The sequence below is a fragment of the Candidatus Methylomirabilota bacterium genome (assembly GCA_035709005.1).
GTDB lineage: Bacteria > Methylomirabilota > Methylomirabilia > Rokubacteriales > CSP1-6 > 40CM-4-69-5.
Window position 1 is genome coordinate 22,432 of sequence record DASTFB010000104.1, and the last position, 24,877, is coordinate 47,308.

23 protein-coding genes and 1 tRNA gene are annotated in these 24,877 nt (G+C 69.7%); 6 read left to right on the forward strand and 18 right to left on the reverse strand.

The genetic code is table 11. The features are described from left to right. Positions 1 to 16: 16 nt before the first annotated feature. From rpmI to VFR64_19385, 8 genes are all read right to left on the reverse strand, one after another. A complete protein-coding gene (rpmI, locus tag VFR64_19350) occupies positions 17 to 214 on the reverse strand; it encodes a 50S ribosomal protein L35 (GenBank protein ID HET9491891.1) in 198 nt (65 codons plus the stop codon). Between the two features lie 19 nt (positions 215 to 233). Continuing rightward, positions 234 to 737 (reverse strand): translation initiation factor IF-3, encoded by a 504-nt coding sequence (gene infC, locus VFR64_19355; GenBank protein ID HET9491892.1) that lies wholly within the window; start codon positions 735 to 737, stop codon positions 234 to 236. Between the two features lie 112 nt (positions 738 to 849). Then, positions 850 to 2,643: a threonine--tRNA ligase gene (gene thrS / locus VFR64_19360; GenBank protein HET9491893.1), complete on the reverse strand. Its 1,794-nt coding sequence runs from the start codon at positions 2,641 to 2,643 to the stop codon at positions 850 to 852. A 22-nt stretch (positions 2,644 to 2,665) separates the two neighbouring features. After that, positions 2,666 to 2,740: transfer RNA gene (locus VFR64_19365), tRNA-Val, on the reverse strand. A gap of 73 nt (positions 2,741 to 2,813) precedes the next feature. Continuing rightward, on the reverse strand, positions 2,814 to 3,305 hold the full coding sequence (locus tag VFR64_19370; GenBank protein ID HET9491894.1) for a TonB family protein: 492 nt from the start codon (positions 3,303 to 3,305) through the stop codon (positions 2,814 to 2,816). Positions 3,306 to 3,925: 620 nt separating this feature from the next. Next, positions 3,926 to 4,942 (reverse strand): 3-deoxy-7-phosphoheptulonate synthase, encoded by a 1,017-nt coding sequence (gene aroF / locus VFR64_19375; GenBank protein ID HET9491895.1) that lies wholly within the window; start codon positions 4,940 to 4,942, stop codon positions 3,926 to 3,928. Between the two features lie 355 nt (positions 4,943 to 5,297). Further along, on the reverse strand, positions 5,298 to 6,062 hold the full coding sequence (locus VFR64_19380; GenBank protein HET9491896.1) for a TVP38/TMEM64 family protein: 765 nt from the start codon (positions 6,060 to 6,062) through the stop codon (positions 5,298 to 5,300). Then, complete coding sequence (locus VFR64_19385) at positions 6,035 to 7,441, reverse strand: amidase (GenBank protein HET9491897.1); 1,407 nt, start codon at positions 7,439 to 7,441, stop codon at positions 6,035 to 6,037. The genes VFR64_19380 and VFR64_19385 overlap by 28 nt, the downstream gene beginning before the upstream one ends. 103 nt (positions 7,442 to 7,544) lie before the next feature. On the opposite strand from VFR64_19385, the gene VFR64_19390 reads away from it, so the two are divergent. Further along, entirely contained in the window at positions 7,545 to 8,741 is a 1,197-nt protein-coding gene (locus tag VFR64_19390; protein ID HET9491898.1) for a hypothetical protein, read from the forward strand. Between the two features lie 6 nt (positions 8,742 to 8,747). Here the strand turns inward: VFR64_19390 and VFR64_19395 are convergent, their stop codons facing one another. From VFR64_19395 to VFR64_19405, 3 genes are read right to left on the reverse strand one after another with little or no spacing between them, the layout of a single operon-like run. Beyond that, on the reverse strand, positions 8,748 to 9,971 hold the full coding sequence (locus VFR64_19395) for a hypothetical protein (GenBank protein ID HET9491899.1): 1,224 nt from the start codon (positions 9,969 to 9,971) through the stop codon (positions 8,748 to 8,750). Continuing rightward, the gene (locus VFR64_19400; protein HET9491900.1) at positions 9,968 to 10,468 is read right to left on the reverse strand and encodes a cyclic nucleotide-binding domain-containing protein; all 501 of its coding nucleotides are present in this window, start codon (positions 10,466 to 10,468) and stop codon (positions 9,968 to 9,970) included. Before VFR64_19400 ends, VFR64_19395 begins: the two co-directional genes overlap by 4 nt. A gap of 13 nt (positions 10,469 to 10,481) precedes the next feature. After that, positions 10,482 to 10,700 carry a hypothetical protein gene (locus VFR64_19405; GenBank protein ID HET9491901.1) on the reverse strand — a complete coding sequence of 73 codons (219 nt, stop codon included), beginning with the start codon at positions 10,698 to 10,700 and terminating at the stop codon, positions 10,482 to 10,484. A 71-nt stretch (positions 10,701 to 10,771) separates the two neighbouring features. On the opposite strand from VFR64_19405, the gene VFR64_19410 reads away from it, so the two are divergent. Then, positions 10,772 to 11,272 carry a DinB family protein gene (locus tag VFR64_19410; GenBank protein ID HET9491902.1) on the forward strand — a complete coding sequence of 167 codons (501 nt, stop codon included), beginning with the start codon at positions 10,772 to 10,774 and terminating at the stop codon, positions 11,270 to 11,272. A gap of 9 nt (positions 11,273 to 11,281) precedes the next feature. On the opposite strand, the gene VFR64_19415 is transcribed toward VFR64_19410, so the two are convergent. Next, positions 11,282 to 13,108 carry an APC family permease gene (locus tag VFR64_19415; protein HET9491903.1) on the reverse strand — a complete coding sequence of 609 codons (1,827 nt, stop codon included), beginning with the start codon at positions 13,106 to 13,108 and terminating at the stop codon, positions 11,282 to 11,284. 349 nt (positions 13,109 to 13,457) lie between these two features. Between VFR64_19415 and VFR64_19420 the strand changes: the two genes are divergently transcribed. After that, positions 13,458 to 13,697 (forward strand): winged helix-turn-helix domain-containing protein, encoded by a 240-nt coding sequence (locus VFR64_19420; GenBank protein HET9491904.1) that lies wholly within the window; start codon positions 13,458 to 13,460, stop codon positions 13,695 to 13,697. 21 nt (positions 13,698 to 13,718) lie between these two features. On the opposite strand, the gene VFR64_19425 is transcribed toward VFR64_19420, so the two are convergent. The 3 genes from VFR64_19425 to VFR64_19435 form a co-directional block, all read right to left on the reverse strand. Continuing rightward, positions 13,719 to 15,002: a PEP/pyruvate-binding domain-containing protein gene (locus VFR64_19425; GenBank protein HET9491905.1), complete on the reverse strand. Its 1,284-nt coding sequence runs from the start codon at positions 15,000 to 15,002 to the stop codon at positions 13,719 to 13,721. Then, positions 14,995 to 16,026 carry an alcohol dehydrogenase catalytic domain-containing protein gene (locus VFR64_19430; GenBank protein ID HET9491906.1) on the reverse strand — a complete coding sequence of 344 codons (1,032 nt, stop codon included), beginning with the start codon at positions 16,024 to 16,026 and terminating at the stop codon, positions 14,995 to 14,997. Before VFR64_19430 ends, VFR64_19425 begins: the two co-directional genes overlap by 8 nt. A gap of 64 nt (positions 16,027 to 16,090) precedes the next feature. Then, complete coding sequence (locus VFR64_19435) at positions 16,091 to 17,326, reverse strand: Xaa-Pro peptidase family protein (GenBank protein ID HET9491907.1); 1,236 nt, start codon at positions 17,324 to 17,326, stop codon at positions 16,091 to 16,093. A gap of 121 nt (positions 17,327 to 17,447) precedes the next feature. Between VFR64_19435 and VFR64_19440 the strand changes: the two genes are divergently transcribed. Together VFR64_19440 and VFR64_19445 are read left to right on the forward strand one after the other, a co-directional pair. Continuing rightward, positions 17,448 to 18,563 carry a Gfo/Idh/MocA family oxidoreductase gene (locus VFR64_19440; protein ID HET9491908.1) on the forward strand — a complete coding sequence of 372 codons (1,116 nt, stop codon included), beginning with the start codon at positions 17,448 to 17,450 and terminating at the stop codon, positions 18,561 to 18,563. Positions 18,564 to 18,568: 5 nt separating this feature from the next. Then, entirely contained in the window at positions 18,569 to 19,558 is a 990-nt protein-coding gene (locus VFR64_19445) for a C-terminal binding protein (GenBank protein ID HET9491909.1), read from the forward strand. 17 nt (positions 19,559 to 19,575) lie between these two features. Here the strand turns inward: VFR64_19445 and VFR64_19450 are convergent, their stop codons facing one another. Then, positions 19,576 to 21,120: an ABC transporter substrate-binding protein gene (locus tag VFR64_19450; protein HET9491910.1), complete on the reverse strand. Its 1,545-nt coding sequence runs from the start codon at positions 21,118 to 21,120 to the stop codon at positions 19,576 to 19,578. Between the two features lie 80 nt (positions 21,121 to 21,200). Between VFR64_19450 and VFR64_19455 the strand changes: the two genes are divergently transcribed. Then, complete coding sequence (locus tag VFR64_19455; protein HET9491911.1) at positions 21,201 to 22,688, forward strand: helicase HerA-like domain-containing protein; 1,488 nt, start codon at positions 21,201 to 21,203, stop codon at positions 22,686 to 22,688. A gap of 15 nt (positions 22,689 to 22,703) precedes the next feature. Here the strand turns inward: VFR64_19455 and VFR64_19460 are convergent, their stop codons facing one another. Further along, positions 22,704 to 23,660 carry a cyclase family protein gene (locus VFR64_19460; GenBank protein HET9491912.1) on the reverse strand — a complete coding sequence of 319 codons (957 nt, stop codon included), beginning with the start codon at positions 23,658 to 23,660 and terminating at the stop codon, positions 22,704 to 22,706. Between the two features lie 7 nt (positions 23,661 to 23,667). Beyond that, positions 23,668 to 24,837, reverse strand: coding sequence for an alpha/beta hydrolase (locus VFR64_19465; GenBank protein HET9491913.1), 1,170 nt, complete (start codon positions 24,835 to 24,837; stop codon positions 23,668 to 23,670). Positions 24,838 to 24,877 lie beyond the last annotated feature (40 nt).

Sequence of the window (24,877 nt, forward strand, 5' to 3'; positions counted from 1 at the left end):
GATCGGCGACGGTCGGCTACAGATACGGCACGAGCACCCGCATCCGGCGCTCGTCGGCCGGGCTGATCGGCCGTACCTTCCGCAGCCGGCGCCGCCGGTGCGGAGACTTGGCCTCCAGCAAGTGGCTCTTCCACCCCTTGTGGCGCATGAGCTTGCCGGTGCCGGACTTCTTCAGGCGCTTGGCCGCGCCCCGCTTCGTCTTCATCTTGGGCATGCGCGCTCCCTCACGTTCCTCAGTGCTGAGCCCGGGGGGACAGCATGATGTGCAGCATCCGCCCCTCCATCCGCGGATTGTTCTCCACGGAGGCGATGTCCTGCACGGCCTCCACCATCTTCTGCAGCATCTTCCAGCCCAGCTCGGTGTGAGCCATCTCCCGGCCCTTGAAGCGGACCGTCACCTTCGCCTTGTGCCCCTCCTCCAGGAAGCGCCGGACGTGGCGCACCTTGAACTCAAAGTCGTGCTTCTCCGTCTTGGGCCCCATCTTCACTTCTTTGATCTGAATCGTCGTCTGCTTCTTGCGCGCTTCCTTCAGGCGACGGGACTGCGTGTACTTGTATTTTCCGAAGTCCATGATGCGGCAGACCGGCGGCTGCGCATCCGGCGCCACCTCCACGAGGTCCAGCTCCCGCTGGCGGGCGACCTCCAGCGCCTGTTGAATCGGCATGATGCCCAGCTGCTCGCCTTCGGCGCTGACCACCCGAACTTCGCGGACGCGGATGCCCTCGTTGATGCGGATCTCTTTGGTTTGGCTGATGGCGTCGCTCCTGATTACGAGGTCGTGAAGACCGCGCGCGCGAGGCGCGCGTGGCCGCGCCGCCGCCGGGCGGCGCTGGACAGGGGACGCTCGCTCACGAGCGACCCACGGTGAGGTCGGGATCCCGGGCGCTGATCTCGCGGGCGAGGTCGGCGAGGAGGCGATCCACGGGAACGTCCTTGATCTCTTCGCCGGAGCGGCGACGCAGGCTGGCGGTGCCGCTCGTCCGCTCGCGCTCGCCCACGATGACCATGTAGGGCACCTTGCGCAGCTGGGCATCGCGGATGCGATAGCCGAGCTTCTCGTTGCGGTCGTCCAGCTCGGCCCGGACCCGGGCCGCCTGGAGCCGCCCGTGCACGGTCCGGGCGTAGTCCAGGTGCTTCTCGCTGATGGGCAGCACGCGGGCCTGCACGGGGGCCAGCCAGGTGGGGAACGCCCCCGCGTAGTGCTCGGTGAGGATGCCGACAAAGCGCTCGAACGATCCCAGAATCGCCCGGTGGATCGCCACCGGGCGCTTGGCCTGACCGTCGGCGTCGATGTAGGTCAGCTCGAAGCGCTCGGGCAGCATGGTGAGATCCACCTGGATCGTGGCGATCGTCCACTTCCGGCCGAGCACGTCCTCGACGTCCACGTCGATCTTGGGACCGTAGAAGGCCCCGTCGCCGGGGTTGAGATCGTAGGCCAGCCCGTTGGCCTTGAGGGCCTCGTGCAGCGCCCGCTCCGCCGTCTCCCACTGCTCCTCGGTGCCCAGCGAGTCGGCGGGCCGGGTGGCCAGCTTGAAGGACGGCTCCAGCGAGAACGTCTTGTGCCAGGTCCGCATCAGCCCCAGCAGCTGCGTGACCTCGTCCTGGAGCTGATCGGGCCGGCAGTAGATGTGGGCGTCGTCCTGGGTGAACTGGCGCACCCGAAAGAGGCCGGTCAGCGTGCCGGACCGCTCGTTGCGATGCAGCCGCCCCATGTCGGCGAAGCGCAGGGGCAGGTCGCGGTAGGAGCGCAGGGCGTGGCGATAGACGATGGTCGACTCCGGGCAATTCATGGGCTTGAGCGCGAACATCTGCTCTTCCGCCTCGAGCTTGAACATGTTGTCGGCGTAATGCTCCCAGTGCCCGGACTGCTCCCACAGCTTCTTGTTGACGAGGATCGGCGTGGAGACCTCCTGATAGCCGAGCGCGTCCAGATGCTCCCGCACGAACCGCTCCAGCTCCCGCACGATCGTCCAGCCGTGCGGCAGCCAGAACGGCGAGCCCGGGGACACCTCGTTGAAGATGAACAGGTCCAGCTCCCGCCCCAGCTTGCGGTGGTCGCGCTTCTTGGCTTCCTCCAGCCGCCAGAAGTGCCTGTCCAGCTCCTCCTGGGTGAGCCAGGCGGTTCCGTAGATCCGCTGCAGCATGGGGTTCCGCTCGCTGCCGCGCCAGTAGGCACCCGAGGACGACAGCAGCTTGAAGAACTTCACCTGGCCCGTCGAGGCCACATGGGGGCCGCGGCAGAGATCGATGAACTCACCCTGCTGATAGAGCGAGACCCGGGGGGCGCCGAGGCCCTCGAGGATCTCCACCTTGAACGGCTCGTCCCGGCCGCCGAAGAAGCGGACGGCTTCCGGCCGGGCCATCTCGCGGCGCTCGAACGGATAGTCGGCCGCGGTGATCGCCCGCATCTCCGCCTCGATGCGCTCGAGGTCGGCGGTGGTGAACGGCTCGGCCTTGAGGAAATCGTAATAGAAGCCGTCCTCGATGGCCGGGCCGATCGCCAGCTTCACTCCGGGGAACAGGCGCTTCACGGCCTGGGCCATGACGTGCGCGGTGGAGTGGCGGAGCGTAGAAAGCGGCGACGGGTCGCAGTCGAACTCGCCGGTCAGCGTGAGGTGGCGGTCTTGTTCAGCCTCGGCCATACACTCCTGGAGAAAGGGTGGTTGGTAGGCTCGGGCGGTTTCGAACCGCCGACCTCCTCTGCGTCAGAGAGGCGCTCTCCCACTGAGCTACGAGCCTACTCAAAAAGTACCGCTCATGCTACACGGCGCCCCGGCGCGCTGTCAAGCGAACCGCACGAGATTTCAAGCATTTACCGGAGGAGGTTGGTCAGCGAGGTATCCACGACGTAGTTGAAGCGCGCCGTGATGGCGATACCCGCGCTCCCGCGCCTCATGGAGACCAGCATCTGCGGCGGCACGACCGGAAACGGCGAGCCCAGCTTGATGGCGTTGACCGCGTAGTCGTCGTAGATCGGCAGCCCCGACGACTGGACCACGTCGACGAACTGCAGCCGGCCGTCCTTCAGGATGCCGAACTCCACGACGAGGGACGCCGTGCTGTACTCGCACTCCCGCGTCCGGTCGTTCTTGACACAGGGAAATCCCCAGTTGGCCTTGATCCGGCGGCGCAGGCGATCGAGGTAGTCGTTGTACCTGGTGTCGGTGGAGTCCAGGGGAATCGGCTCCCCCTCGATGCCTCCGCGGCCGCCGCCCCGGCCCCCGGCGCCGCCCCCGCGCAGGGCCGAGCGAATGTCGATGGGCGGCGGCTCGGGCGCGGGCGTGGGGGTCGGAGCCAGGGCCACCCGAGGCTCCACGCTCGGCGGCGGCTCGGGTGCAGCCGGCGCCGTCGGGGCCGGCGGCGGCTCCGGAGCTGGAGGCGTCGCGACCACGGGCGGCTCGGGCGCGGGCGGCGGCTCTTCGACGGGCGCCGGCTCTTTGACAGGCGGCAGCTCCTCGACAGGCAGTGGCTTCGGAATGGGTGTCTCGGCCACAGGGGGCGGCGGTGGCGGCTCCACCGCTTTTGGAACGGATGGCGCTGGTGGCTCGGGAGCGGGCGCGGGCGCCGGCTGACTGGCGATAGGGGGAGGCTGCGGCGTTGGTTCGGGCCTGGGCTTGACCACCGCTGCCACACGCGGCGGCGGAGCCGCTTTCTGCGGAACAGTCCTGGGCGGCGTGGGCCGAGCCGGACGCGCCGCCGGGCCTGCGGTCTTCGCGGCAGGGTTGCCGCTGGGGGCCGGCTCGCCGAGATCAGGAAGCTCGACGATGAGCGGCTCGCCCCGCTTGATCGGAGGCGGGCTGGACGGGACGCCCAGCAGGAAGACGAGGGTCGCGGCCACGCCGTGAAGCGCGAGCGAGGCCACGACGCCACGCACCGGCCGCCGCCGAAGCGCCTGCCACACCGAGAGCATCCTACGATTATAGGCTAGATGTCACGCCCCACCGCGCGCGCCACCCGACCCACGCGCTCCATCAGCTCGGCGAAGCGCTCCGGTTTGAGGGACTGCGGGCCGTCGGACAGGGCCTCGGCCGGGCGAGGATGCACCTCGATCAGAAGGCCGTCGGCGCCCGCCGCCACCCCGGCGCGGGCCATCGCTTCCACATATTCCCAGTGGCCGGTGCCGTGGCTGGGATCCACCACCACCGGCAGATGGGTCAGCTTCTTGATCACCGGGATGGCGTTGAGGTCCAGGGTGAAGCGGGTCGTCGTCTCGAACGTGCGGATGCCACGCTCGCACAGGATGACGTCGGGATTCCCGCCGGCCAGGATGTACTCGGCCGACAGGAGCCACTCCTGAATGGAGGTCGCCATGCCCCGCTTGAGCATCACAGGCTTGCGCACCTCGGCGACACGCTTGAGCAGCGAGAAGTTCTGGACGTTCCGGGCCCCGATCTGGATCACGTCGGCGTACTCGGCGACCAGGCCGACTTTGTCGGGCTCCATCACCTCGGTCACCACCGGCAAGCCGGTCTCCCGCTTGGCCTCGGCCAGCAGCTTGAGCCCCTGCTCTTCCAGGCCCTGGAACGCGTAGGGCGAGGTCCGGGGCTTGAACGCCCCGCCCCGGAGCAGAGCCGCCCCCGCCCGCTTGACCTTGCCGGCCACGTCCAGCACCTGGTCCCGCGATTCCACCGAGCAGGGACCGGCCATCACCACCACGCGGGGACCACCGATCAGCACGCCGTCCACGCGGATGACCGTCGGCTCGGCCTTGCACTCCCGGCTGGCGAGCTTGAAGGGGTGAAGGATGCGCTGGACGGTCTCCACGCATTCCAGATTTTGCAGCGAGAGCAGATCGTCCTTGCCCCGCTCGTCGCCGACCGCGCCCACCACGGTGCGCAGCTCCCCCCGGATCGTGTGTGGGACATAGCCCAGCTCCCGCACCCGGCGGACGACGTCGGCGATCTCGCTCTCGGACGCTCCGGCCTTCAGCACGATGATCATCGGTGGCCTCCATTGAACAGGGCATGGGCACCCGGGCTTCGCCACGCCCATGCCCCGCCGCGACCACCCGCGGCGGACGTTCTGTCACGTTGCGTGAGTCCCGCTCTCCGGGACGGATCCGCACCCTGACGTGGAGAAAACAAAAGGCCGCGGGGGGCCCGCGGCCTCGAGGTGGCTCGGCGCCGCGGGCGTCCGGTCCGCCCGCGGCTCCCTGATCAGCTCATGTCAGGGCGCTCGGGCAGACCCCGGCGAAGAAAAAGTAGCCCGCGAAGCGACGCCAGGAGGTGCCCATAACGTGGCCGGTAGCTTAGGCCGAGCCGAGCGGGCTCGTCAAGCGTTTTGCTGCCCGCGCTTTCTAGTGTTGGCGCCGCCGGGGCCGATGGGGAGCCAGGCGCCGGAGGATCGCCTCACGATAGTAATAGATCGGCAGGATCAGGGCCACCACGACGGCCAGGAAGGCGATGGCGTAGATGTACTGCTGCTCGGCGACGTTCGCGCCGAAGTAGGAGGAGATCAAGGTGCCGGGCAGCCGCCCCAGCGTCGAGACGAGCGCGAAGATCCAGAAGGGCAAGAAGCTGATACCGAACAGGTAGGAGATGATGTCCTTGGGGAAGCCGGGGATGAGATAGAGCAGGAAGCAGATGATGGCGCCCTCGGCTTCGATCACGAAATTGAGCCGGTTCCAGTTGTGCTCGCTGAGCCACGGCCGAACGAACGGCTCTCCCCATTTCCGTCCGATGCCGAAGCAGATGAGGGTGCCGGTGGTGAGCCCGATCGTCGAGTAGACGAGCCCCCCCCAGGTGCCGAAGAGGGCGCCGCCCACCGGGCCGGTGATCTCTCCGGGTATCGGCGACAACACGACCTGCAGAGCCTGGATCACGATGAAGACGAGGGGGGCCAGCCAGCCCCACGACGCCACGGTGTCCTTCAAGAAGTGCTTGTCGCGGTAGAGGCGCACGATGAAGCCGACGAGCGGCGACTCCGTCACCACCAGCCACACCACCAGGATCAGCAGGACGGCCAGGGCGAGGGACAGCACCGCCCACCGCGCAGTCGGAGTGAAGCGGAGCGGGCGCGGGCGGTCGAGCGCCTTCACACGGGCGGGCGGCGGTGCGCCCACGGACACGCCGCCTCGTACGCCGCGGAGGCGGCCAGCACTGCTCGATCGGCGCGACGGCGGCCGATGACCTGCAGCCCCACGGGACGGCCGTCGTCAGTGAGCCCGGCCGGCAGGCTGGCCGCCGGCTGTCCGGTGAGGTTGAACGGATAGGTGAAGGGCATCCACCCCAGCGCCGACACGTGCTGATCGCAGATGTCCCGGGGCGTCGGCGTTCCGGCCGGGAACGGCGCCACCGCGACGGTCGGCGTGAGCAGCAGGTCGAAGCGCTCCAGAAAGGCGTGCACCTCGCTCCAGTACGCTCTCACCCGCTCGCCGGCCAGCACGTAGTCCCGCGCGGGGATCGCGCCGCCGCGGCGGATGAGCTTTACGAGCGTAGGGTCCAGGACGGCCTCGGCCGCCGGCAGCTGATCGGACCAGTGCGCGTAGAACTGAGTGGCCACCAGGGTGCTGAACGCCTCCTCCGGATTCTCCCAGCCCGGGCTGACCACCTCCACGTGGCAGCCGAGCGACTCGAACTCGGCGGCTGCGTTCTCGCACAGGCGCTGCACCGCCGGCTCGACGACGGCGTAGCCCAGGTCCGGCGTCCACGCGACGTGCAGTCCCTTGATCGGCTCGTCGCAGGCGGCGACGTACGAGCCAACCTCGCGCGGCAGCGAGTGGCGGTCGCGGTCGTCGGCCCCCACGATCACGTCGAGAGTCAGGGCGGCGTCGCGCACGGAGCGGGCGAGGGGCCCCGTGCAGCTCAGATGCTGCCAGCCGGGAAAGACGGGGTGCTCGGGGACGCGCCCCCACGACGGCTTGAAGCCGTACACGTCGCAGAACGCGGCAGGGATTCGGATCGAGCCCCCGCCGTCGGTGCCGAGCGCGATGGGGCCCAGTCCGCTGGCCACCGCTGCTCCCGCGCCTCCGCTCGAGCCCCCCGGCGTGAGCGCGGGGTCCCAGGGGTTGCGGCTGACCCCGAACATCGGATTCTCGGTGATCCCCTTGTGCCCGAACTCCGAGGTGTTGGTCTTGCCGAGCAGGACAGCCCCGGCGGCGCGCAGCCGCGCCACGGCCACGGCGTCCTCCTCCGGCACCGCCTCGGCGAACAGCCGCGAGCCCCCGGTGGTGCGCAGGCCGCGGGTGAAGATGACGTCCTTGACCGAGACGGGGACACCGTGCAGGGCGCCCACCGGCTCGCCCTTCATCACGGCGATCTCGGCTTCGCGGGCCGCCCGGCGGGCGACGTCGGGGGCGACCAGGCAGAAGGCGTTCAGGCGCGGGTTGAGCGCCTCGATGCGCGCCAGGACCGCTTCGGTGACTTCCACGGGAGAGACCTGCTTGGTCCGCACAAGGGCGGTGAGCTCGAGCGCCGAGAGCCAGACGAGCTCGGAAGTCATGAGGGCCGAGAGGACACCGCGACCATCCTCAAACTTCGCACATTGTATCATCCGCGCTGTGGAGGATGGGGGCCCCCCCTGCGCAGCTGCCGTCGGCACGACGGTGGCCTACGCGCCGGCCGCCGACGGCGTCTGGCGCCGCGTCTTCGAGCTCGACCGCCGGGGCGCGCCGCTGGCGGCGCTGCGCTGGGCGTCCGGCGCCCTGAGCGCGGCGTGGGTCCGGATTCCCGACGGCGGCTGGCTGGCCATCGAGCCGCGCGCCGCCGAGCAGCCCCCGTGGGGGCCGGTCGACCGGGTCGCCGTGGCCGAGCGGGTCGGAGAGGTCGGCATGCCCATCACGGTCTTCGAGGCGCTCGACTGGGCACGCGTCGACAGAATTCCGACCCTGGCCGAGCCCGGGAAGCTGCCGCCCGGCGGCGGGGCCGCGATCCTCAACCTCATTGCCGCCCTCGCGCTCGACCAGCGCTCCCCGCCCCTGGCCTATCGCGGGCCGTACCCGTCGGAGCAGCTGTTCCTCGCCCTTCTCGAGTCGTTTCGCTACGACACCGCACCCGTCGATCCGCTGGCCGCCTTCACATCCGGCCAGCTCGGCTGGATGCCGTCGCCCCACGAGCGGGTCTTCGAGCCAGGCGGGATCTACGTGCAGCTGCGCGGGCGCGTCGAGAAAGTCGTCTGGCGCGGCCGCGCGTACCACCGGCCGGACTGGCAGGGCGTCGTCCGTCATGCGACCCGCCGGGTGTGGGAGGCCGGTGGGGAGGTGCGGTGCTCCGTGTGGGCGCTGGGCGGCGCGCTCGAAGATCATCTCCGGCTGACCCCGGCCGGTGAGGTGACGGCCGTCCTGGAGCCCGCGGTCTCCTCGGCCGGCGGCCGGCGTCTGGATCCCGCCGTGGCGGCCGGGATCGGCGCCATCGTGGCCGCCCAGAGCGCGGCCCCGCTGGCCCCCCTGCTTCGAGAGCGGGCGGCCCGGCTCGCCTTCGCGTGGGGCGCCGTCGATGGGGATCTGGTCGAGGTGGGCCCCACGGGCGCGCGGGTGTCGATCCTGCTGCGCGCTCGCCTGGCGGCGGCGCTGGCGCCGCTCGACACTCCGGCTGCCCGCGCGGCCGCCGCGCTGGCTGTCCTCACCGAGATCGCCCTGGCCATGGGCGACGCGCTGCGCGCCGCAGCGCAGGGTCAGCTGGCCACGCTGCCGGAGGCGGAGCAGCGGCGCTGGCTCACCGCCGGGCCGGCGGCCGCGCCGGGCACCGACGCCTCCATCATCATGGCGGCGGTGCATGCCCTCCTCGGCGAGCTCGCCGACTGACCGGCGTCACGTCGCCGCCTGGACGATGAGCAGGACGTTGAAGGCGATGAAGGCGGCCAGCGACATGGCGGACACGACGACGTAGCCGATCCACAGTGCCGCCTGCCCGCCCCAGCGGGCCACCGGCGCTCCCCGCAAGAGGGATCCCACGTAGGCGACGGCATCGTGGCGCAGCGTCGGCAGGCCCAGCAGGTCGACCATGATGTGGTAGCCGTCCATCTCGATGAAGCAGCAGGGGTAGAGCGCGATGAAGAAGGCCTGGACCTGGATCAGTCCCGACGTGGCGGCGAATGCCTGCAGGAATCCGGGGGGCGAGGCGACGGCCACCAGGAACCACAGCGCGCCCAGCACGAGGTGGACCAGGGTGCCCGAGAGCGCCGTGATGATGCGGGCCCGCCGGCTGGCCATGAAGATGTCGGTCACGTCGACGTAGAAGCTGGGCACGAAGCCGTGGAGAAACGTGAAGCCGAACTCGCGCACCCGGCGTCCGTAGTGCACGAGAGCGAGCCCGTGGACGAGCTGGTGGAGGATGAGGGTCGCGAAGAAGAGCAGCTTGACGGCCAGCAGCGCGGCCACGGGATTGGCGCCCAGGCCGCGCGCCACCTGGTCGGCCTGGCCCCACAGCCGGACCCCGGCGACCGCGCCGACGATCGCCAGGGCCAGGCAGGCCAGCAAGGCCGCCCGGGTGAACAGCACGAAGCCGCCCCACCGGTAGAGCCGCTCGAAGAGCGGCTGCACCCGCCGGCTCGACACGTTGATGCGCTCCAGCGCGGTCAGCGCCTGCTCGATGCCGTGGACCAGACGCCGCTGCCGGTTGCGGGCCAGCACCCGCCGCAGGGCCGAGACGGGCTCCAGCGTGAGCAGCCGGGCCCGCTGCAGCTTGTCGATGAGCGTGGGAATCACGTCGAAATCGAAGGCGCCGTACCGGAGCACGTAGGCCGTGGCCATGTCCTGCACGGACGTGGTGCCGTCCATCTGCTCCCACAGGAAGCGCTCGTGCTCCGACACCATCACGTAACGGTCGCTCTGCGTGTTCTTGAGGACGAAGCGACGTTGACCGTCCACGCGCGAGCCGACCTCGGCGAGCTCCCACTGCTCGGAAGGCAGGCGCCGGGGTCGCAGGCCCAGCCAGCCGGCCGCGCTGCTGACCTCCCGGACGTCGAAGCTCTCGTCGCCCCGCCGGACGAGGAGCTCGAGCTTGGCGCGTGACGCCGGCCGGCCGGTGCTCATCGCGACTCGACGTCGAGCCCGGTCGCCTCCAGGCCCCAGCGGGTGACCTCGGCCACCAGGTTGCCGGAAGCCCGGAGCCGGTCGATGAACACGTGGACGAGGGCCTGGAAGAACGCGGCGGCCGCGCGGGGGTTGATCTCGGTGAGGACCTTGAGGTTGTCGCGATCCAGCACGAGCAGCATCGTATCCGCCTCGGCCTGCACGGTGGCCGAGCGGGGGGCGCGGTCGACGAGGCTCATCTCACCGAAGAAGCTCCCGCTGCCCTCACGCCCCAGCACCTGCTCGACGCGCCCGGTGACCGCCTTGGAGATGATCACGGAGCCGCTGCGCACGACGAACATCTCCTCCCCCCGGTCCCCCTCTCGGAACAGCACCTGACCCTTCCGGAGAGGACGCTCGTGGAGGCGCGAGGCCAGGGCCAGCAGCTCCGGCTCGGCGAACTCTTGGAACAGGCGGACGGTCTTGAGAAAGGCGCCGGTCTCGGCCGGGCTCGGCACCCTCCCGCGCCCGTCAGGTGGCCAGGCGGCGGAGGAGCGCGGACCGCAGCGCCTGCTCCCGCTGCAGCGGCGGTGTCCGCGTCAGTCGCACGACGGCGTTCAGGATCGCCTGCCGCTCGTCGTCGCTCAGCTCGTAGCGGGCGAGGACCGTCTCGGGCGTCTGCTGGAGCTCGGCCACGAAGTCGGCATCGACCATCGCGCGTCCGACGAGCTCCCGGATCCGTGAGGCCATGGCGCTGTCGATGATAGCACGCTGGCCAACAGTCGTCAGCCGCGCCGCCCGACGCTACAATGACCGCCGCCATGGCCCCGGGCTTCGACCAGTCGCTCGCGCCCGAGCTGGCCACGTACGGCCGGGAGCTCTGCTGGATCCTGGAGCAGACCGCGACGTGCGTGCAGGGGCTCACCGCCGCGCAGCTCAACTGGCGCCCGGCCACGGGCTCGGCCAACAGCGCCTGCGCCATCGTCAGCCACGTCCTCGGCAGTACGCGGGTCTACGCGCTGGGGTTCGGCTGCGGCCAGCCGGTCCGTCGCGATCGGGACGCCGAGTTCGCCGCGGCGGGGACCGACGCCCGACCGCTCGTGGCCGCGCTGCGCCAGCTGGCCGCGGACATCACGAGGGCGCTGGCCGGGCTCGCGCCCGCCGACCTGGATGTGCGGTTCACGCCCCCGCGCGAGCTCTGGGGCACCGGAGAGCTCGTCGAGATCTCCCGGCGGGGCGCGCTCGTGGAGAGCATCCGGCACGCGAGCCTGCATTTGGGCGAGCTTCGCCTCACCCGCGACCTCGCGGTGGGCCAGGCTTGAGGACCGGCCTCAGTGCCGCAACAGGTAGGGCACGTCGGCCACGACGGTGTTCTTGCGGTACAGCAGGGCGCCCTTGATGAGCAGGGCGGACTGGTTGTGCAGGAAGTGCTGCCACCAGCGCCGGGGCAAGAACTCGGGCAGGACGATCGTCACCATCTGGTTGTCGCCGCGGGCCTGGATCTGATCGATGTAGTCGAGCAGTGGCCTGAGCAGCGATCGATAGGGAGAGGTCAGGACGACCAGTGGCAAGCCCAGGCCCCAGCTCGCCCATTTCTCCTCCATCCTGGCGGTCCGCAGGGGATCCGTCTCCACGTAGACCCCGCGGACGGTGGCCATCGGTGCGAGCGTCTTCGCATACTGCACGGCCCGCACCACGCCGCGGTGGACGTCGCCGGTGAGGATCAGCACCGTATGCTGGAACTGGGGCGGGCTCGTGTACCCCTCCAGGGACAGCTCGGCGGCGACATGCTCGTAGTGACGGTGGATGGTGAGGAAGAGCATCACCACACCGGGAATGACGAACACCACGATCCAGCCGCCCTCGCTGAACTTCGTCACGGCCAGCGTGACCAGGACGATGCCGGTGGCGATCGATCCCATGCCGCTCACCGCGAGGCCCCACCGCCAGCCCGGCTCCTTGAGCCTCAGCCAGCGGCGCACCATGGCCCCTTGAGACAGCGTGAACGAGGTGAAGACGCCGATCGCGTAGAGGGGCAGGAGCGCGTGGGTATCGCCCTCGAAGGCCACGATCAGCAGGATGGCGAACCCGCTCAGGATCAAGATGCCGTTGGAGTAGACCAGGCGATCGCCCTGGGCGGCGAACTGCCGCGGCATGAAGCGGTCGCGGGCCAGGAAATAGGAGAGGCGCGGGAAGTCGGCGAACGAGGTGTTGGCGGCCAGCAGGAGAATGAGCATGGTGACGATCTGGATCTCGTAGTACAGCACGCCGGTCCCGAACACCCGCCGGGCGATCTTGGACACGACGGTCTCGTTGCCGCCGGGCTGGATGCCGAAGTCGTAGGCCAGGTAGGTGATGCCGAGGAACATCGTCACCGAGATGGCGCCCAGCCAGGCCATCACGACGCGGGCGTTCTCGGCCTCGGGCGGCTTGAGGGCGGGAACGCCGTCGGACACCGCCTCGATGCCGGTGAGGGCCGTACAGCCGGCCGCGAAGGCCCGCAATAAGAGGAAGAGGCCAATCGCTTCGATCCCCGGCGGGTGCGGCTGGTAAGGCGCTTCCGGCAAGAGCCCCAGCTTGGCGCCGACCACGCCGTAGGCGACCATCCCGAGGACGCTGCCGATGAAGAGAAAGGTCGGCGCCGCGAAGATGCGGGCCGATTCACGGACCCCGCGCAGGTTGCCAACCGCCACCAGCGCGATCGTCCCCACGCAGAGCAGGGTCCGGTACGGGACCAACCACGGCAGCGCGGAGGTGAGGGCGGCGATCCCCGCCGCCACGGACACCGCCACCGTCAGCGTGTAATCGGTGAGGAGGGCCGCCGCCGCGGTCAGGCTGGGTAGGGTCCCCAGGTTGTCCTTGGTGACGATGTAGGCGCCGCCCCCTTGCGGGTACGCCTTGATCGTCTTTCGATACGACACCACAACCAGGATGATGAGCGTGGCGATGCCCACGCTGATCGGCAGGGAGTAGCTGAGGGCCATCGCCCCGGCCACGACGAGGACGTAAAGGATCTCCTCGGTGGCGTAGGCGACGGAGGACAACGGATCGGAGGCGAACACGGCCAGCGCTCCGGCCTTGCCGAGTCGCTCGTGGCGGGCCTGCGCCAGTGGCATCGGCTGGCCAACCAGGAGGCGCTTGAGCAGCGCTAGTCGCATGCGTCACATGACTGTACTCCAACTGCCCTCATGCGCCCGTATTTCTTACGCGGTGCGCCATACCCCGCCCGCGTCGGTGCGAGTCCGCTACCTCCCGTCCAGCGTCAGGTTCAGGGCGAGAACGTTCACGCGCGGTTCACCGAGGAATGCGAGCTGCCGGCCGCGTAACCATCGCCGGTCGCACATGAGTCGGCTTCGCCGGCGCAATCCGCCCTGCCCTGGGGAGGCCGACTAAAGGCCCAGGGCAACCAGAATCGTGTCGATCAGCTTGATGCCCGGGAACGGGATGATGATGCCGCCGATGCCGTAGATCCAGACGTGACGGCGGACAGGAATGGCAAGGCTTCGGGTGGCGATCCGCCATACGGCGGGCGCCTCGCACGAGGGCGGTGAGGCGACGTTCAAGGTGGGCGAGCTGCAGATCGATTTCGTGCGGCGGCGGGTGTTGCTGGGATCCCGTGAAATCCGGCTGACGCACTACGTCCGCGTCTTTATGGCCCACCTCAGGCACAAGCTCGAAGCCGAGCCGGCTCGGCCCCGTTATCTGCTCACCGAGCCAGGCGTGGGCTACCGGCTCGCCGCAGAGTGAGCGAGCCGCACCGCCGGGGTTTCAGCGCCTCCAGCGGACGACGCCGGTGATGCCGTCGACGGCGACGGTCGCCCCCTCGGGGATCTGTCGGGTGGCGCTCCGGACGCCCAGCACGGCCGGGATGCCGCGCTCGCGCGCCAGCGCGGCCAGGTGAGAGGTGCTGCCGCCCAGCTCGGCCACCACGCCCGCGGCCCGCGGTAGCACGGTGGCCAGCGCCGGCCCTCCGACCCGGGTGACGACGACGTTGCCCATCATGACGCGGTCGAGATCGCGCTCGTCCAGGACCAGACAGGCGGGACCGGTGCCCCAGCCGATCCCCGCCGGCTGCCCGGTCAAGGCGGGATGGCGAGTCCAGATCGGATCGGTCTCGGCGCGTGGCGCCAGGCGCAGTGGCCGCGCCTGCAGGATCCAGAAGCCTCGCCCGTCCTTCGCCCACTCGATCTCGACGGCGGACCCCAGCTCGGCTTCCACGCTCAAGACGAGCCGGGCCAGCGCGGCCGCCTCGGCATCGGTCAGGCACGGCGCCTCCACCTGCTCGCGCGGCACCGCATGCCAGTGCGGACCGGCCTCGGCCGCCGTCACCCGATGCTCCTTGCTTCCCGGCTCCACCGCCTGCAGCGAGGCATCCCGGCCGAGGAGGTAGCGATCGGGAACGATATCGCCCTGGGCGATGGCCGACCCCAGACCCCACGTCCCCGTCAGCACGATCTGCTCGTCGGGGTTGAGGCTGAACGCGCCCCCCGAGGCGTCGGCGTGGATCATGCGCTGGATGAGGATTGGCATGGCGGACTGGGCGGGATCGACGCCGCAGGCGCGCATGTACCGGAGCGCCCGCGTGGACCAGAGCGCCGCCCAGCAGCTGCGCACCGCCGTGGCCAGGTCGGCCGGCTCGGCGATCCCCAGGAACGTCTCGAACTGCCCGGCGAACGAGGTTCGGGCGCCGTCCTCGCCGAGCGCCGACGAGCGAACCGCCAGCGAAGCGCCGGCCCCGCCGCTCAGCCGCGCCCAGACAGCCTCCAGCGCCGCGGCCACCCCCGGATCGAACGCCTCGCGCGTGAACGCCAGCCTCACCTTCAGGGCGAGGCGACGCGCCTCGGATGGCTCGGCGGCGGCCACGCTTCGCGCGATCGCGGCGAGCCCGCCGAGCTCCAGCTGCCGGTGGTATGCCTCCGCGGTGAGGCAGACGGCGGCGGGCACGGGAAGGCCGGCGCGGTGGAGCCGGCCGAGCGTGAAGGCCTTCGCTCCGACCCGCTCGGCGGTGGCCGCCGCGCCGTCCGTGAGGGCGGCCAGGAAGCCGTCAGGCATCGGGGGTGATGACGATGCGGAGGACGCGGTCGGGATCGCGCTCGTACTCCTCGAAGGCGCTGCCCACCCGGGGCAGCGGATACCGGGCCGTGACGAAGCCGTCCAGGTCTACGGCGCCGCTGGCCACCAGGCGGATGCAAGGCTCGAAGTCCGCCGCGGTCAGGCCCCGCGAGCCGTAGACCGTCAGCTCCTTGTAGTAGAACGGGAACGTCGTGAGCCCCTCGACGGGATCGTGGCCGATCCCGTAGACGAGCAGCTTGCCGCCGGGCCGCAGCATGGCGATGGCCGGGCCGATCACGGACGCGACGCCCGTCGACTCGATGACGACGTCGGCGCCCGCGCCGCGGGTGATGCTCAGCACCTCGTCGACGACATCCTGCCCCGAGCCGCGGACGACGTGGGTGGCGCCCCAGCGGCGGGCCAGGTCGAGCTTCCAGGGGCTGCGCGAGACGGCCAGCAGCGGGTCGGCCCCGGAGAGCCGGGCCAGCTGGGTGTGCAGCAACCCGGTGGCGCCTTGCCCGAGCACGACTACCGCATCGCCTGGCGAGATGCCCACGCGCTCCTGGGCGTGTCGGACGGTGGCCAGGGTCTCGATCAGCGTGGCCGCTTCCAGCGAGAGCCCGTCGGGCAGCGGATGCAGGTACCGCTCGGGCAGCACCACGTGCTCGGCCAGCGAGCCCTCGACCTCGCGGCCGAACAGGCCGGCCCGCCGGCAGAGGTTGGGCCGTCCCCGCTCGCAGGAGTCACATGTGCCACACGTGATGATGGGATCGATGATGACACGCTGCCCGACCGTCACCCGGCTGGTCCCGGGGCCGAGGGAGTCGACGACGCCGGTCGACTCGTGGCCCACCACCACCGGGTAGCGCACGCCGGGATGCTGGCCCGTGAAGATGGCCAGATCGGTGTGACAGACGGCCGTCGCCGCCGTCCGCACCATCGCTTCCCCGCGCCCCGGCGTCGGCACCGGGCGCTCCTGCAGCGTGAAGCGCCGGGGCGCCGTCAGGACGGCCGCGCGGCTCATTACCGGTTCGCCCGGGAGCTCACCACCGTCGCAGTCTCCTCACGAATCAACCTCACGAATCAACCTAGTCGACGAAGGTGATCTCCTCCACGGGGAAGTTGGAGATGATCTCAGTGCGGTCGGGGTGGACGATCAGCATCTCCTCGATCCGCACGCCCCACTCGAATTTCTTGCCGTGCTGGGTCTCCAGCGCGAAGACCATCCCCGGCTTGATCTCCAGCGGGTGATCCAGCGACCAGATGCGCGAGATCACCGGCTGATCGTACTGGGCCAGGCCCAGGCCGTGGCCCCAGAGGTTGGCCGCGGCCTGATCCTCCTCGTCGTAGCCCCACGCCTCCTTGGCCGACGGCCACTTCAGCGCGATGTCGCGGGTGGTGGCGCCCGGGCGCACGGCGTGGATGGAGTCGTAGAGCCACTTCAGCGCGGTGGCGTAGTAGTCCTTCATCTCCTTCGTCGGCGGCTTGCCCACGCAGTACGTGCGGTAGTAGCAGGACTTGTAGCCGTTCCAGGTCAGCGCGGCCAGGTCCATGAACACGATCTCGCCGGGCTTGATGATGCGATCGGAGAAGTTGCGCCAGTTCGGCCACGTGTTCGGGCCGGAAGAGACGATGACGTCCTCCACGTCCTCCATGCCCGGGATGTCGTAGAGGAACTCCATGATGTGGGCAGTCACCTGGTTCTCGGTGAGCCCGGGCTTGAGGAACTTCATCGTCTCCCAGTGGGCGGCGTCTCCGATAGCCCCCACGACGCGCAGGCACTCCTGCTCGTCCACGTTCTTGATGGCCCGGGCCTCCATCATGGGCGTCATGCCGTCGGCCCACTTGAGCTTGGCCTCCTGGAAGGCCTGCAGCATGTTGATGTCGATGAAGTCCACGCCCAGCGTCTGGTCGGCCACGCCGTAGCGCTTGAGCTCCTTCACGATGGCGTCGGTGAACTTCTTCACCTGTTGCTTGGAGGCCGGCCCCGCCGCACCCTTGATCCAGGCGTAGGAGTAGCGGATGTTCTCTTCGGGGATCCACGGCGCGTGGCGCTGGATCTGAAAGCCGATGTCGCCCTGCTCGAAGAGCACGGGCGGGCCGTCGCCGCAGAGCAGCGCGTAGCGGAGACCCGGCTTGAGCCGGTTCCAGCCCGGGGTCAGCGTGCTGGTCACGTAGCGGACGTTCTCGTCGTACATGAGGAGCATCGCGCCCAGGTTGTGGGCCTTCATCCGCTCGCGGGCCCGCTCCAGGCGGTACTTCCGGAGGCGGTCCCAGTTGACGCGCTGCTGCCAGTCGACGCCGACACTGCCGAAGTTCGCCATGCATGACCTCCGCTCGGGGCGTTGGGATTCCAGCGTGGGCGGAAACGCGGGAGATTTAAGCACACAACGCGGCTCGCAGCAATCGGCGGCGTGCCGTAGAATCGGGCCCAGGAGGACGGCAATGAGCGTTCCGCGCGCAACGAAACCCATCGGCCTGGCCATCGTGGGCGCGGGCCGGATCGGCCTCATCCGGGGGGAGATGGCCGCCCGGCATCCCAGTGTGGGCTGGATCGGCGTCGCCGAGACGCGGGCCGAGCACGGCAAACAGGTGGCCGACCGTCTCGGCGCCGAGTTCGTCACCACGGATTTTCGGGAGCTGTTGCGACGGCCCGAGGTGACGGCCGCCATCATCGCCACCGACGAGCACCTGCACGTGGAGCCCATCCTGGCCGCGGTCGACCGGGGGCTCAGCCTGATGATCGAAAAGCCGCTGGCCACGGAGCTGGCCGATTCCGCCCGGGTCCTGGCCGCCATCGAACGCTCCGGCGTCGACGCGGTCGTAGGCTACACCCAGCGTTTCCGGCGGCGCTTCCTGGTGGCCAAGGAGAAGGTGCGCACCGGGCAGCTCGGGGACGTCACCCTGGTCACCTCCCGGGCGTTCATGAACCGCCTGGTGGCCCTCGACAATTACCGGCGTACCGACCGTCCCGAGACGATTTCCCCCATGGTGATCTCGGGCACGCACGCGCTGGACGTGGTGATGTGGCTGATGGACGCCAAGACCCCGGTCGAGGCCTACGCGCGGTCCATCGACCGCGTCCTCGGGCCCACCCACAAAGGGATCGATGCCACCGCCGGGCTCATCAGCATGAGCGACGGATCGCTCTACCATCTGAACATCTCGTGGGCCCTGCCGGTGGTGTGGCCGGGCTCGGTCTACAGCCTGGAGATCGGCATCGTGGGCACGGAGGGCGTGCTCACCATCGACGACACGCACCGCGACGTCGTCATGGCGAGCACCCTCCCCCAGCAGGCCGGCTACACGCCGGATGTCACGCGCAACGTCGATTTCCTCGAGAGCTATCCGCCCGGCAACATCGCGCTGGGTGAGCTGTGGGGGCCCATGCGCGAGGAAACGACCTCGTGGCTTGGCCGCCTGGCCCTCGGCCATCCCACTCCGCACGCGACCGCCGCCGAGGCCCACAACCGCCTCATGCTGACCAAGGCCCTCGACCTCTCGGCGCGCCGGCGGCGACCGGTCCCGCTGCCCATCACGCCCGAGGAGGAGCGGGCCTGAGGCCTATGGCCCCCAAGGCCAAGGTGGTGCTCACCGACTACGTCTGGGAGTCCCTGGACGTGGAGAAAAAGACGCTCGAAGGCCTGGCCGACCTGGTGGCCCTGCAGACCAAGAAGCCCGAAGACTTCCTGGCCGAGGCGGCGGACTGCGACGCCCTGCTCAATACCTACGCCGGGCCCATCACCGCCGAGGTCATGAGCGGGATGCCGCGGTGCAAGATCATCGCCCGCTACGGCATCGGCGTGGACACGATCGACGTGGCGGCGGCGACGGCGGCGGGCATCATCGTGACGAACAACCCGAGCTACTGCATCGAGGAAGTCGCCGAGCACACGATGGCCCTGCTGCTGGCCTGCGCCCGCAAGGTCGCGCTCTACGATCGGCTCGTGCGCGAGGGGCGCTGGGAGGTGCCGCCCGGCAAGCCGCTGTTCCGCCTGGCCGGGCGCACGCTGGGCCTGGTCGGCTTCGGCAACATCGCCCGGGCCGTGGCGGTCCGGGCCGCCGCCTTCGGCATGCGCGTGCTCTACGTCGACCCGTTCGTCACGGCCGGCCAGCACGCGGTCCCCGGCGACAAGCGGGAGCTCGGCGCGGTGCTGCGGGAGGCGGACTTCCTGTCCCTGCACCCGCCGCTGCTGCCGGAGACCCGGGGGATGATCGGCGACGAGGCCTTCGCCCGGATGAAGCCGACGGCCTTCGTCATCAACTGTTCGCGCGGGCCCATCCTCGACACCGCGGCCCTGGTGCGGGCGCTGGACGCCGGCCGGATCGCCGGGTGCGCGCTGGACACCACCGACCCCGAGCCGCTGCCCGACCCCCATCCCCTGCGCGGCCGCGACAACGTGATCATCACGCCGCACGTGGCCTGGTACAGCGAGCAGGCGCTGGTGGGGCTCCAGGCCGGCGCCCCCAGCGAGGTGCGTCGCGTGTTGACGGGCGAGTTCCCCGTCAACGTCGTCAACCGGGCGGTCAAGGGCCGGAACCGCGCCGGTCTCTAGGGACCCTCCGCGGTCCCCTACTGCGCCTTGAGCTTCATGTCCTCGTAGGACGGGTAGAACACCATGGGGATCGTGTTGATCTGGTGATCGGCCACGCGCGGCCCTACCCCCATCAAGGCGCGCAGGTCCATGATGGGCGCGAACATGGCCCGATCGATCGTGAGCTGCTGGATGCGGTGGAGCAGGGCTTCGCGCTTCTTGACGTCCCGCTCCTTGGCCTGCTGGTGGAACAGCTCGTCGATGTCGGGATAGCCGCCGTAGGCGTAGCCCCCTTTGGAGTACATGAACTCGGCCACCCGGCTGGCCGCGTTACCCGAGTTCCCCACCGCGGTGAGGAAGATCCCGCGCAGCTTCTTCTCGCGCCAGTTGGCATAGAAGGTGGCCCGCTCCGTCGGCCGCATCTTCACCCGGATCCCCACCGCGTTCAGATAGTTCACGGCGGCCTCCGACACCGAGAAGAACGGCGGAATCGGCACGAAATCGCCGGCGTCGAGCCCGTTGGGATAGCCGGCCTCGGCGAGGAGCTTCTTGGCTTTGGCCGGGTCGTAGGGCGGGGGCTGAACTTGAAGCGCGAAGTCCATCACGCGGGGCACGATGACACCGGCCGGCGGGCAGAGGCCCACGCAGGCCGCCTCGCTGATCGCCTTGCGGTCCAGCGCGTAGTTCACCGCCTGCCGCAGCCGGATGTCGTGCCACGGCGACTTCGGGTCCCACTGGTCGGCGAACTCGATCCAGAAGATGGAGGCGTGCCGGGTCGCCACCAGCTGTAGCCGCGGGTCCCGCTTCACCTCCTCGGCGTCCTGCCCGTCGAAGGCGAAGGCGATGTCGGCCTCGCCCCGCTTGAGCATGGCCAGCCGGGTGGTCCCGTCGGGGACGCTCTTCATCACCAGGCGCTTGATGTTGGGCACCTTCCGCCAGTAGGCCGTGTTGGCCTCCAGCACGACCTCGACGCCCGGCGTGTAGCTCACGAACTTGAACGGCCCGGCGCCGATGGGATGCTTCCGGAAGCCCTCGTCGCCCACCTGCGTGACGTACTTCTTGGGGACGACGATGCCGGCGGCGCCTGCCGTCGTGCCGAAGAACGTCATGAAGTCGGGCCAGGGCTCGTTGAGATGGAAGCGCACCGTCAGGGCGTCGACCACCTCGACCTGGCGGACGCGCGTCTTGAACTCCCGGGCGGCCGCCCCCTTGTAGCGGTCGAAGCTGAACTTCACGTCCTCGGTGGTGACAGGGTCGCCGTTGTGGAATTTTAGATTCTTGCGCAGCTTGAACTCGTACACGAGCCCGTCCGGGCTCTCCTTCCACGATTCGGCCAGGCCGTTGCCCATCTTCTGCCCGGGCAGGGGACGGACCAGGGCATCGTGAATCGCGAACAGCAAGCCGAAGGGCGTGATCTGCGGTGGCGCCGTCGAGGGATCGAACCAGACCGGAGGGATGGTAACGTGCCAGGCCATGATCGCCTGACCGGCGGGGGCCGTCTGGCCGGAAACCTCCGCGCCCGCGCCCAGCGTGAGCAGGGCGGCGATGAGCAGCACCATGACTCGAAGGGACGCTGGGGCCATGTGGTGTCCTCCTTGTCGACAAGCGGGTGCGCGAGAGAATCTGTCCAAACCGGGTCCGCGTCAAGGGTTATGATGCCGCCGTGGATCCGATCCTCATCGGCAAGGGCGAACATCCCGTGTACGTGCTGCCCCGCTACGGCAACCGCCATGGCCTGGTGGCGGGCGCCACCGGCACCGGCAAGACCGTGTCCCTGATGGTGCTGGCCGAAGGCTTCTCGCGACTGGGCGTGCCGGTGTTCCTGGCCGACGTGAAGGGTGATGTGGCCGGCCTGGCCATGCCGGGCGTCGCCACCGAGAAGATCCAGCAGCGCGTCGCCCAGATCGGCATCGCGGGCTACGCCCCCGAGGCCAGTCCCGTGGTGTTCTGGGACCTCTACGGCAAGGCCGGCCACCCGGTGCGCGCCACCATCAGCGAGATCGGCCCGAGCCTGCTGGCGCGGATGCTCGAGCTCAACGACACCCAGACGGGAACGCTGGATGTCGCCTTCAAGCTGGCCGATGAGCGGGGCTTGCTGCTCCTCGACCTCGAGGATTTGCGCGCCCTGCTCAGCTTCGTGGCCGACAACCGCAAGCAGATTTCCACGCAATTCGGCCTGGTGAGCGCGCCCTCGCTGGCCGCCATCCAGCGCGCGCTGCTGTCGCTGGAACGGGAGGGCGGCAAAGCACTGTTCGGTGAGCCGGCCCTGGAGCTCGCCGACCTGCTACGCACCGACCTCAGCGGGCGCGGCATCGTCAGCATCCTCGCCGCCGATCAGCTCATCCTCAAGCCCCGGCTCTACTCGACCTTCCTGCTGTGGCTGCTGTCGGAGCTGTTCGAGAACCTGCCCGAGGTGGGCGATCTCGACAAGCCCAAGCTGGTCTTCTGCTTCGACGAGGCTCACCTGCTGTTCGACGACGCGCCGCCTGCCCTGCGCCAGCGGGTGGAGCAGGTGGTGCGGCTCATCCGCTCCAAGGGCGTGGGCGTGTACTTCTGCACCCAGTACCCGGACGACGTGCCCAACGAGATCCTCGGTCAGCTCGGCAACCGCATCCAGCACGCGCTGCGCGCCTACACCCCGCGGGACCAGAAGGCCGTGCGCACCGCCGCCGAGACCTTCGTGGCCAACCCCAAGCTCGACGTCGCCAAGGTCATCGGCCAGCTCGGGGTCGGCGAGGCCCTGGTCTCCAGTCTCCTCGACAAGGGCGTGCCCATGCCGGTGGAGCGCACGCTGATGGCCCCGCCCCGCTGTCGCATGGGGGCCATCACGCCGGAAGAGCGCGCCGCGGTGCGGGCGCGCAGCCCGGTCGGCGCGACGTACGACATGCCCGTGAACCGGGAGTCGGCGTACGAGATGCTGAGCCGCCGCGCCGAGACGGCTGACGCCTCTGCGCGAACGGGCTCGGCACAGAAAGACGGGCCAGCGGAATCCGGCGGGGGGTTGAGCGATCTGTTGTGGGGCACCAAGCGGCGGCAGGGCATGGTGGAAGCCATGGCCAAGCAAGCCGCGCGCACCGTGGGCAGCCAGATCGGCCGGCAGATCCTGCGCGGCGTGCTGGGTGGCATCCTGGGCGGCTCGCGCCGCCGGTAGGCGCGCGCCGGTCCGCTACTTGATGGCCTGCGGGTTGATCGGCGAGCCCGTGCCCCGGGTGATCACCAGCGGGGGCGCGCAGAAGAAGAACTCGTAGACGCCGTCGGCGGCGCAGTCCTCCGCCAGCTCCTTCACGTAGAAGATCTCGCCGTGCACGATCCCGATCGCCGGGATCGTGACCAGATGCCAGGGCTGGAAGACATCCTTCGGCGTGTCGTTGGGGCGGACCTCGATCCCCCAGGTGTCGCTGCAGATCGCCGCGATCTGCTTCGCATGGATCCAGTCCAGCGTCTCGAAGGCCAGGCCGGGGGCGTCGCCCCCCGCATAGCCGCCCCATTCCCCCTTCTGCAGGCGGTCCTCCATCTGCCCGGTGCGGATGATGACGAAGTCGGCTCGGCGGACTTCGACCTTCTGTTGCCGGGCCGTGGCCTCGAGATCGGCGACGGTGATCCCATAGCCGTCCTGCAGGCAGGCCACGCCCTTGACCCGCGCCACGTCGAGCAGGACGCCCCGGCCCACCATCTTGTTGGCGAACTTCTCGATGCCGTTCTTGTGGGCGCCCCGACTGTCCACGAGGGTCGCCGGGTACCCGTTCCACATCTTGTCGCCCAGGAAGACGTGGGCGAGCGCATCCCACTGGGTGGCCGCCTGGGTGGGCAGGTTGATGGCGTCATCCGCGTAGCGCAGGCCCGGGGTCACGTCGTGCTTGCCGGCCACGGCGTCGGTGCCGGTGGCCAGCATCTGATGGAGCGGGTTCCAGCGCCCGCCGAACAACCCGCGCTGGGGGCCGTTCTCGTCGAGATTGAGGCCGAGCCGGAAAACCTTGCCCTTCTTCACGAGCCGAGCCGCGTTCACGATGTCCTGAGGCGTGATGTAGTTGAGGACGCCCAGCTCGTCCTCGGGACCCCACTTGCCCCAGTTCTTGAGCTCCTCGGCCTTCTTCAACACGTCGGCTTTGCTCAGCTTGGCCATGGTCTCCTCACAGCTTCTCGGCCAGCCAGTCGAACATGACGCTGGTGCCGAGGGTCAGGTAGTCGCGCTGGCAGTGCTGGGAGCCTCCCTCCTCCGTGGTGAAGACCCGGAAGGTCTTGTCCGCGGAGCCGACCGCCTCGAACAGCGCCCGGGCGTCGGCCATGGGGATCTGCTCGTCGTCGGCCCCGTGGGTCAGCAAGAAGGCGCAGCGCATGCGTTGCACGACGCCGTCCAGACGGAACGGCTCCAGCTTCTTGAGGGCCTCCTCGACGCTGTTCACGCCGAGAATCCAGCAGATGTGGTGGCCGGGCACCGACATCGAGGCGCGGAAGCCCGCCTCGATGCGCCGCTTCCAGGTGGCGTGATAGTCCCAGATGGCGCCCCAGGCGATGCAGGCCTTGAAGCGGGGTTCCAGCGAGGCGCACCGGGGCGCGTAATAGCCGCCCAGGCTGACCGCCATCACCCCCAGGCGCTCGGGGTCGACGTCGGGTCGCTGCACCAGGTAGTCCACGGCGGCGCGGGCCGCCACCTCGTAGTCGTGACGCAGGTAGTGGCCGCGGAAGCGGATCGCCTCGCCCGTGCCCGGGCCGTCCACGATCAGGCAGGCGATCCCCCGACGGACCAGATCGGGAACGCCGCGGAGGTACTGTAGCTCCTTGGTGATGTCGAGCCCGTCGAAGAACACGACGCAAGGCCGGCGGGCCAGCTGGGTGTTCTCCGCGTGCACGAAGTACGCCGGTAAGCTTCCGCCTTCGTAGGGGACCTCGACCACCTCGATGCGTGGGCGCTCGGTCAGACCAGCGAAGCGCTTGAAGCACTCCACACCCTGCCGGTACGCCTGCAGCGCCGCCTCGTCTTTCGGCGTGCGGAAGCGCTCGCCCATCTGGTAGTAGTCGCAGGCGCGGAGATACGCGCTGGCTGCCGTGATCTTCCGGCCACGCTGCTCGGCCTCCCGGGCCAGAGCCGCCACGCGGTCGGCCTCGGCGCGCCAGGCCTCGAACCACGCCGTGTCGTCGCCCACGTGCTTGCGCAGGCCTCGGCAGGCCCGGTCGACTTCGCCGATGTCGCTTCCCCCCCAGGGCGCGCTGCTCAGAATCCCACACACGGCCGACGACCATCGGTAGTCCTCGGGGAAGTACGTGAACCAGGTGGCGGTCTGCGGCAGCACTGTAGGCATGGCGTCCTCCGTTCGAGCGGTATACAGCGCCGACGAAGGG

Excerpts from the sequence above, each read along its gene's own strand:
- rpmI (HET9491891.1), bottom strand. The coding sequence starts at position 214 with ATGCCCAAGATGAAGACGAAGCGGGGCGCGGCCAAGCGCCTGAAGAAG.
- thrS (HET9491893.1), bottom strand. The coding sequence starts at position 2,643 with ATGGCCGAGGCTGAACAAGACCGCCACCTCACGCTGACCGGCGAGTTC.
- aroF (HET9491895.1), bottom strand. The coding sequence starts at position 4,942 with ATGATCATCGTGCTGAAGGCCGGAGCGTCCGAGAGCGAGATCGCCGAC.
- VFR64_19385 (HET9491897.1), bottom strand. The coding sequence starts at position 7,441 with ATGACTTCCGAGCTCGTCTGGCTCTCGGCGCTCGAGCTCACCGCCCTT.
- VFR64_19395 (HET9491899.1), bottom strand. The coding sequence starts at position 9,971 with ATGAGCACCGGCCGGCCGGCGTCACGCGCCAAGCTCGAGCTCCTCGTC.
- VFR64_19405 (HET9491901.1), bottom strand. The coding sequence starts at position 10,700 with ATGGCCTCACGGATCCGGGAGCTCGTCGGACGCGCGATGGTCGATGCC.
- VFR64_19410 (HET9491902.1), top strand. The coding sequence starts at position 10,772 with ATGGCCCCGGGCTTCGACCAGTCGCTCGCGCCCGAGCTGGCCACGTAC.
- VFR64_19415 (HET9491903.1), bottom strand. The coding sequence starts at position 13,108 with ATGCGACTAGCGCTGCTCAAGCGCCTCCTGGTTGGCCAGCCGATGCCA.
- VFR64_19425 (HET9491905.1), bottom strand. The coding sequence starts at position 15,002 with ATGCCTGACGGCTTCCTGGCCGCCCTCACGGACGGCGCGGCGGCCACC.
- VFR64_19430 (HET9491906.1), bottom strand. The coding sequence starts at position 16,026 with ATGAGCCGCGCGGCCGTCCTGACGGCGCCCCGGCGCTTCACGCTGCAG.
- VFR64_19435 (HET9491907.1), bottom strand. The coding sequence starts at position 17,326 with ATGGCGAACTTCGGCAGTGTCGGCGTCGACTGGCAGCAGCGCGTCAAC.
- VFR64_19440 (HET9491908.1), top strand. The coding sequence starts at position 17,448 with ATGAGCGTTCCGCGCGCAACGAAACCCATCGGCCTGGCCATCGTGGGC.
- VFR64_19445 (HET9491909.1), top strand. The coding sequence starts at position 18,569 with ATGGCCCCCAAGGCCAAGGTGGTGCTCACCGACTACGTCTGGGAGTCC.
- VFR64_19450 (HET9491910.1), bottom strand. The coding sequence starts at position 21,120 with ATGGCCCCAGCGTCCCTTCGAGTCATGGTGCTGCTCATCGCCGCCCTG.
- VFR64_19460 (HET9491912.1), bottom strand. The coding sequence starts at position 23,660 with ATGGCCAAGCTGAGCAAAGCCGACGTGTTGAAGAAGGCCGAGGAGCTC.
- VFR64_19465 (HET9491913.1), bottom strand. The coding sequence starts at position 24,837 with ATGCCTACAGTGCTGCCGCAGACCGCCACCTGGTTCACGTACTTCCCC.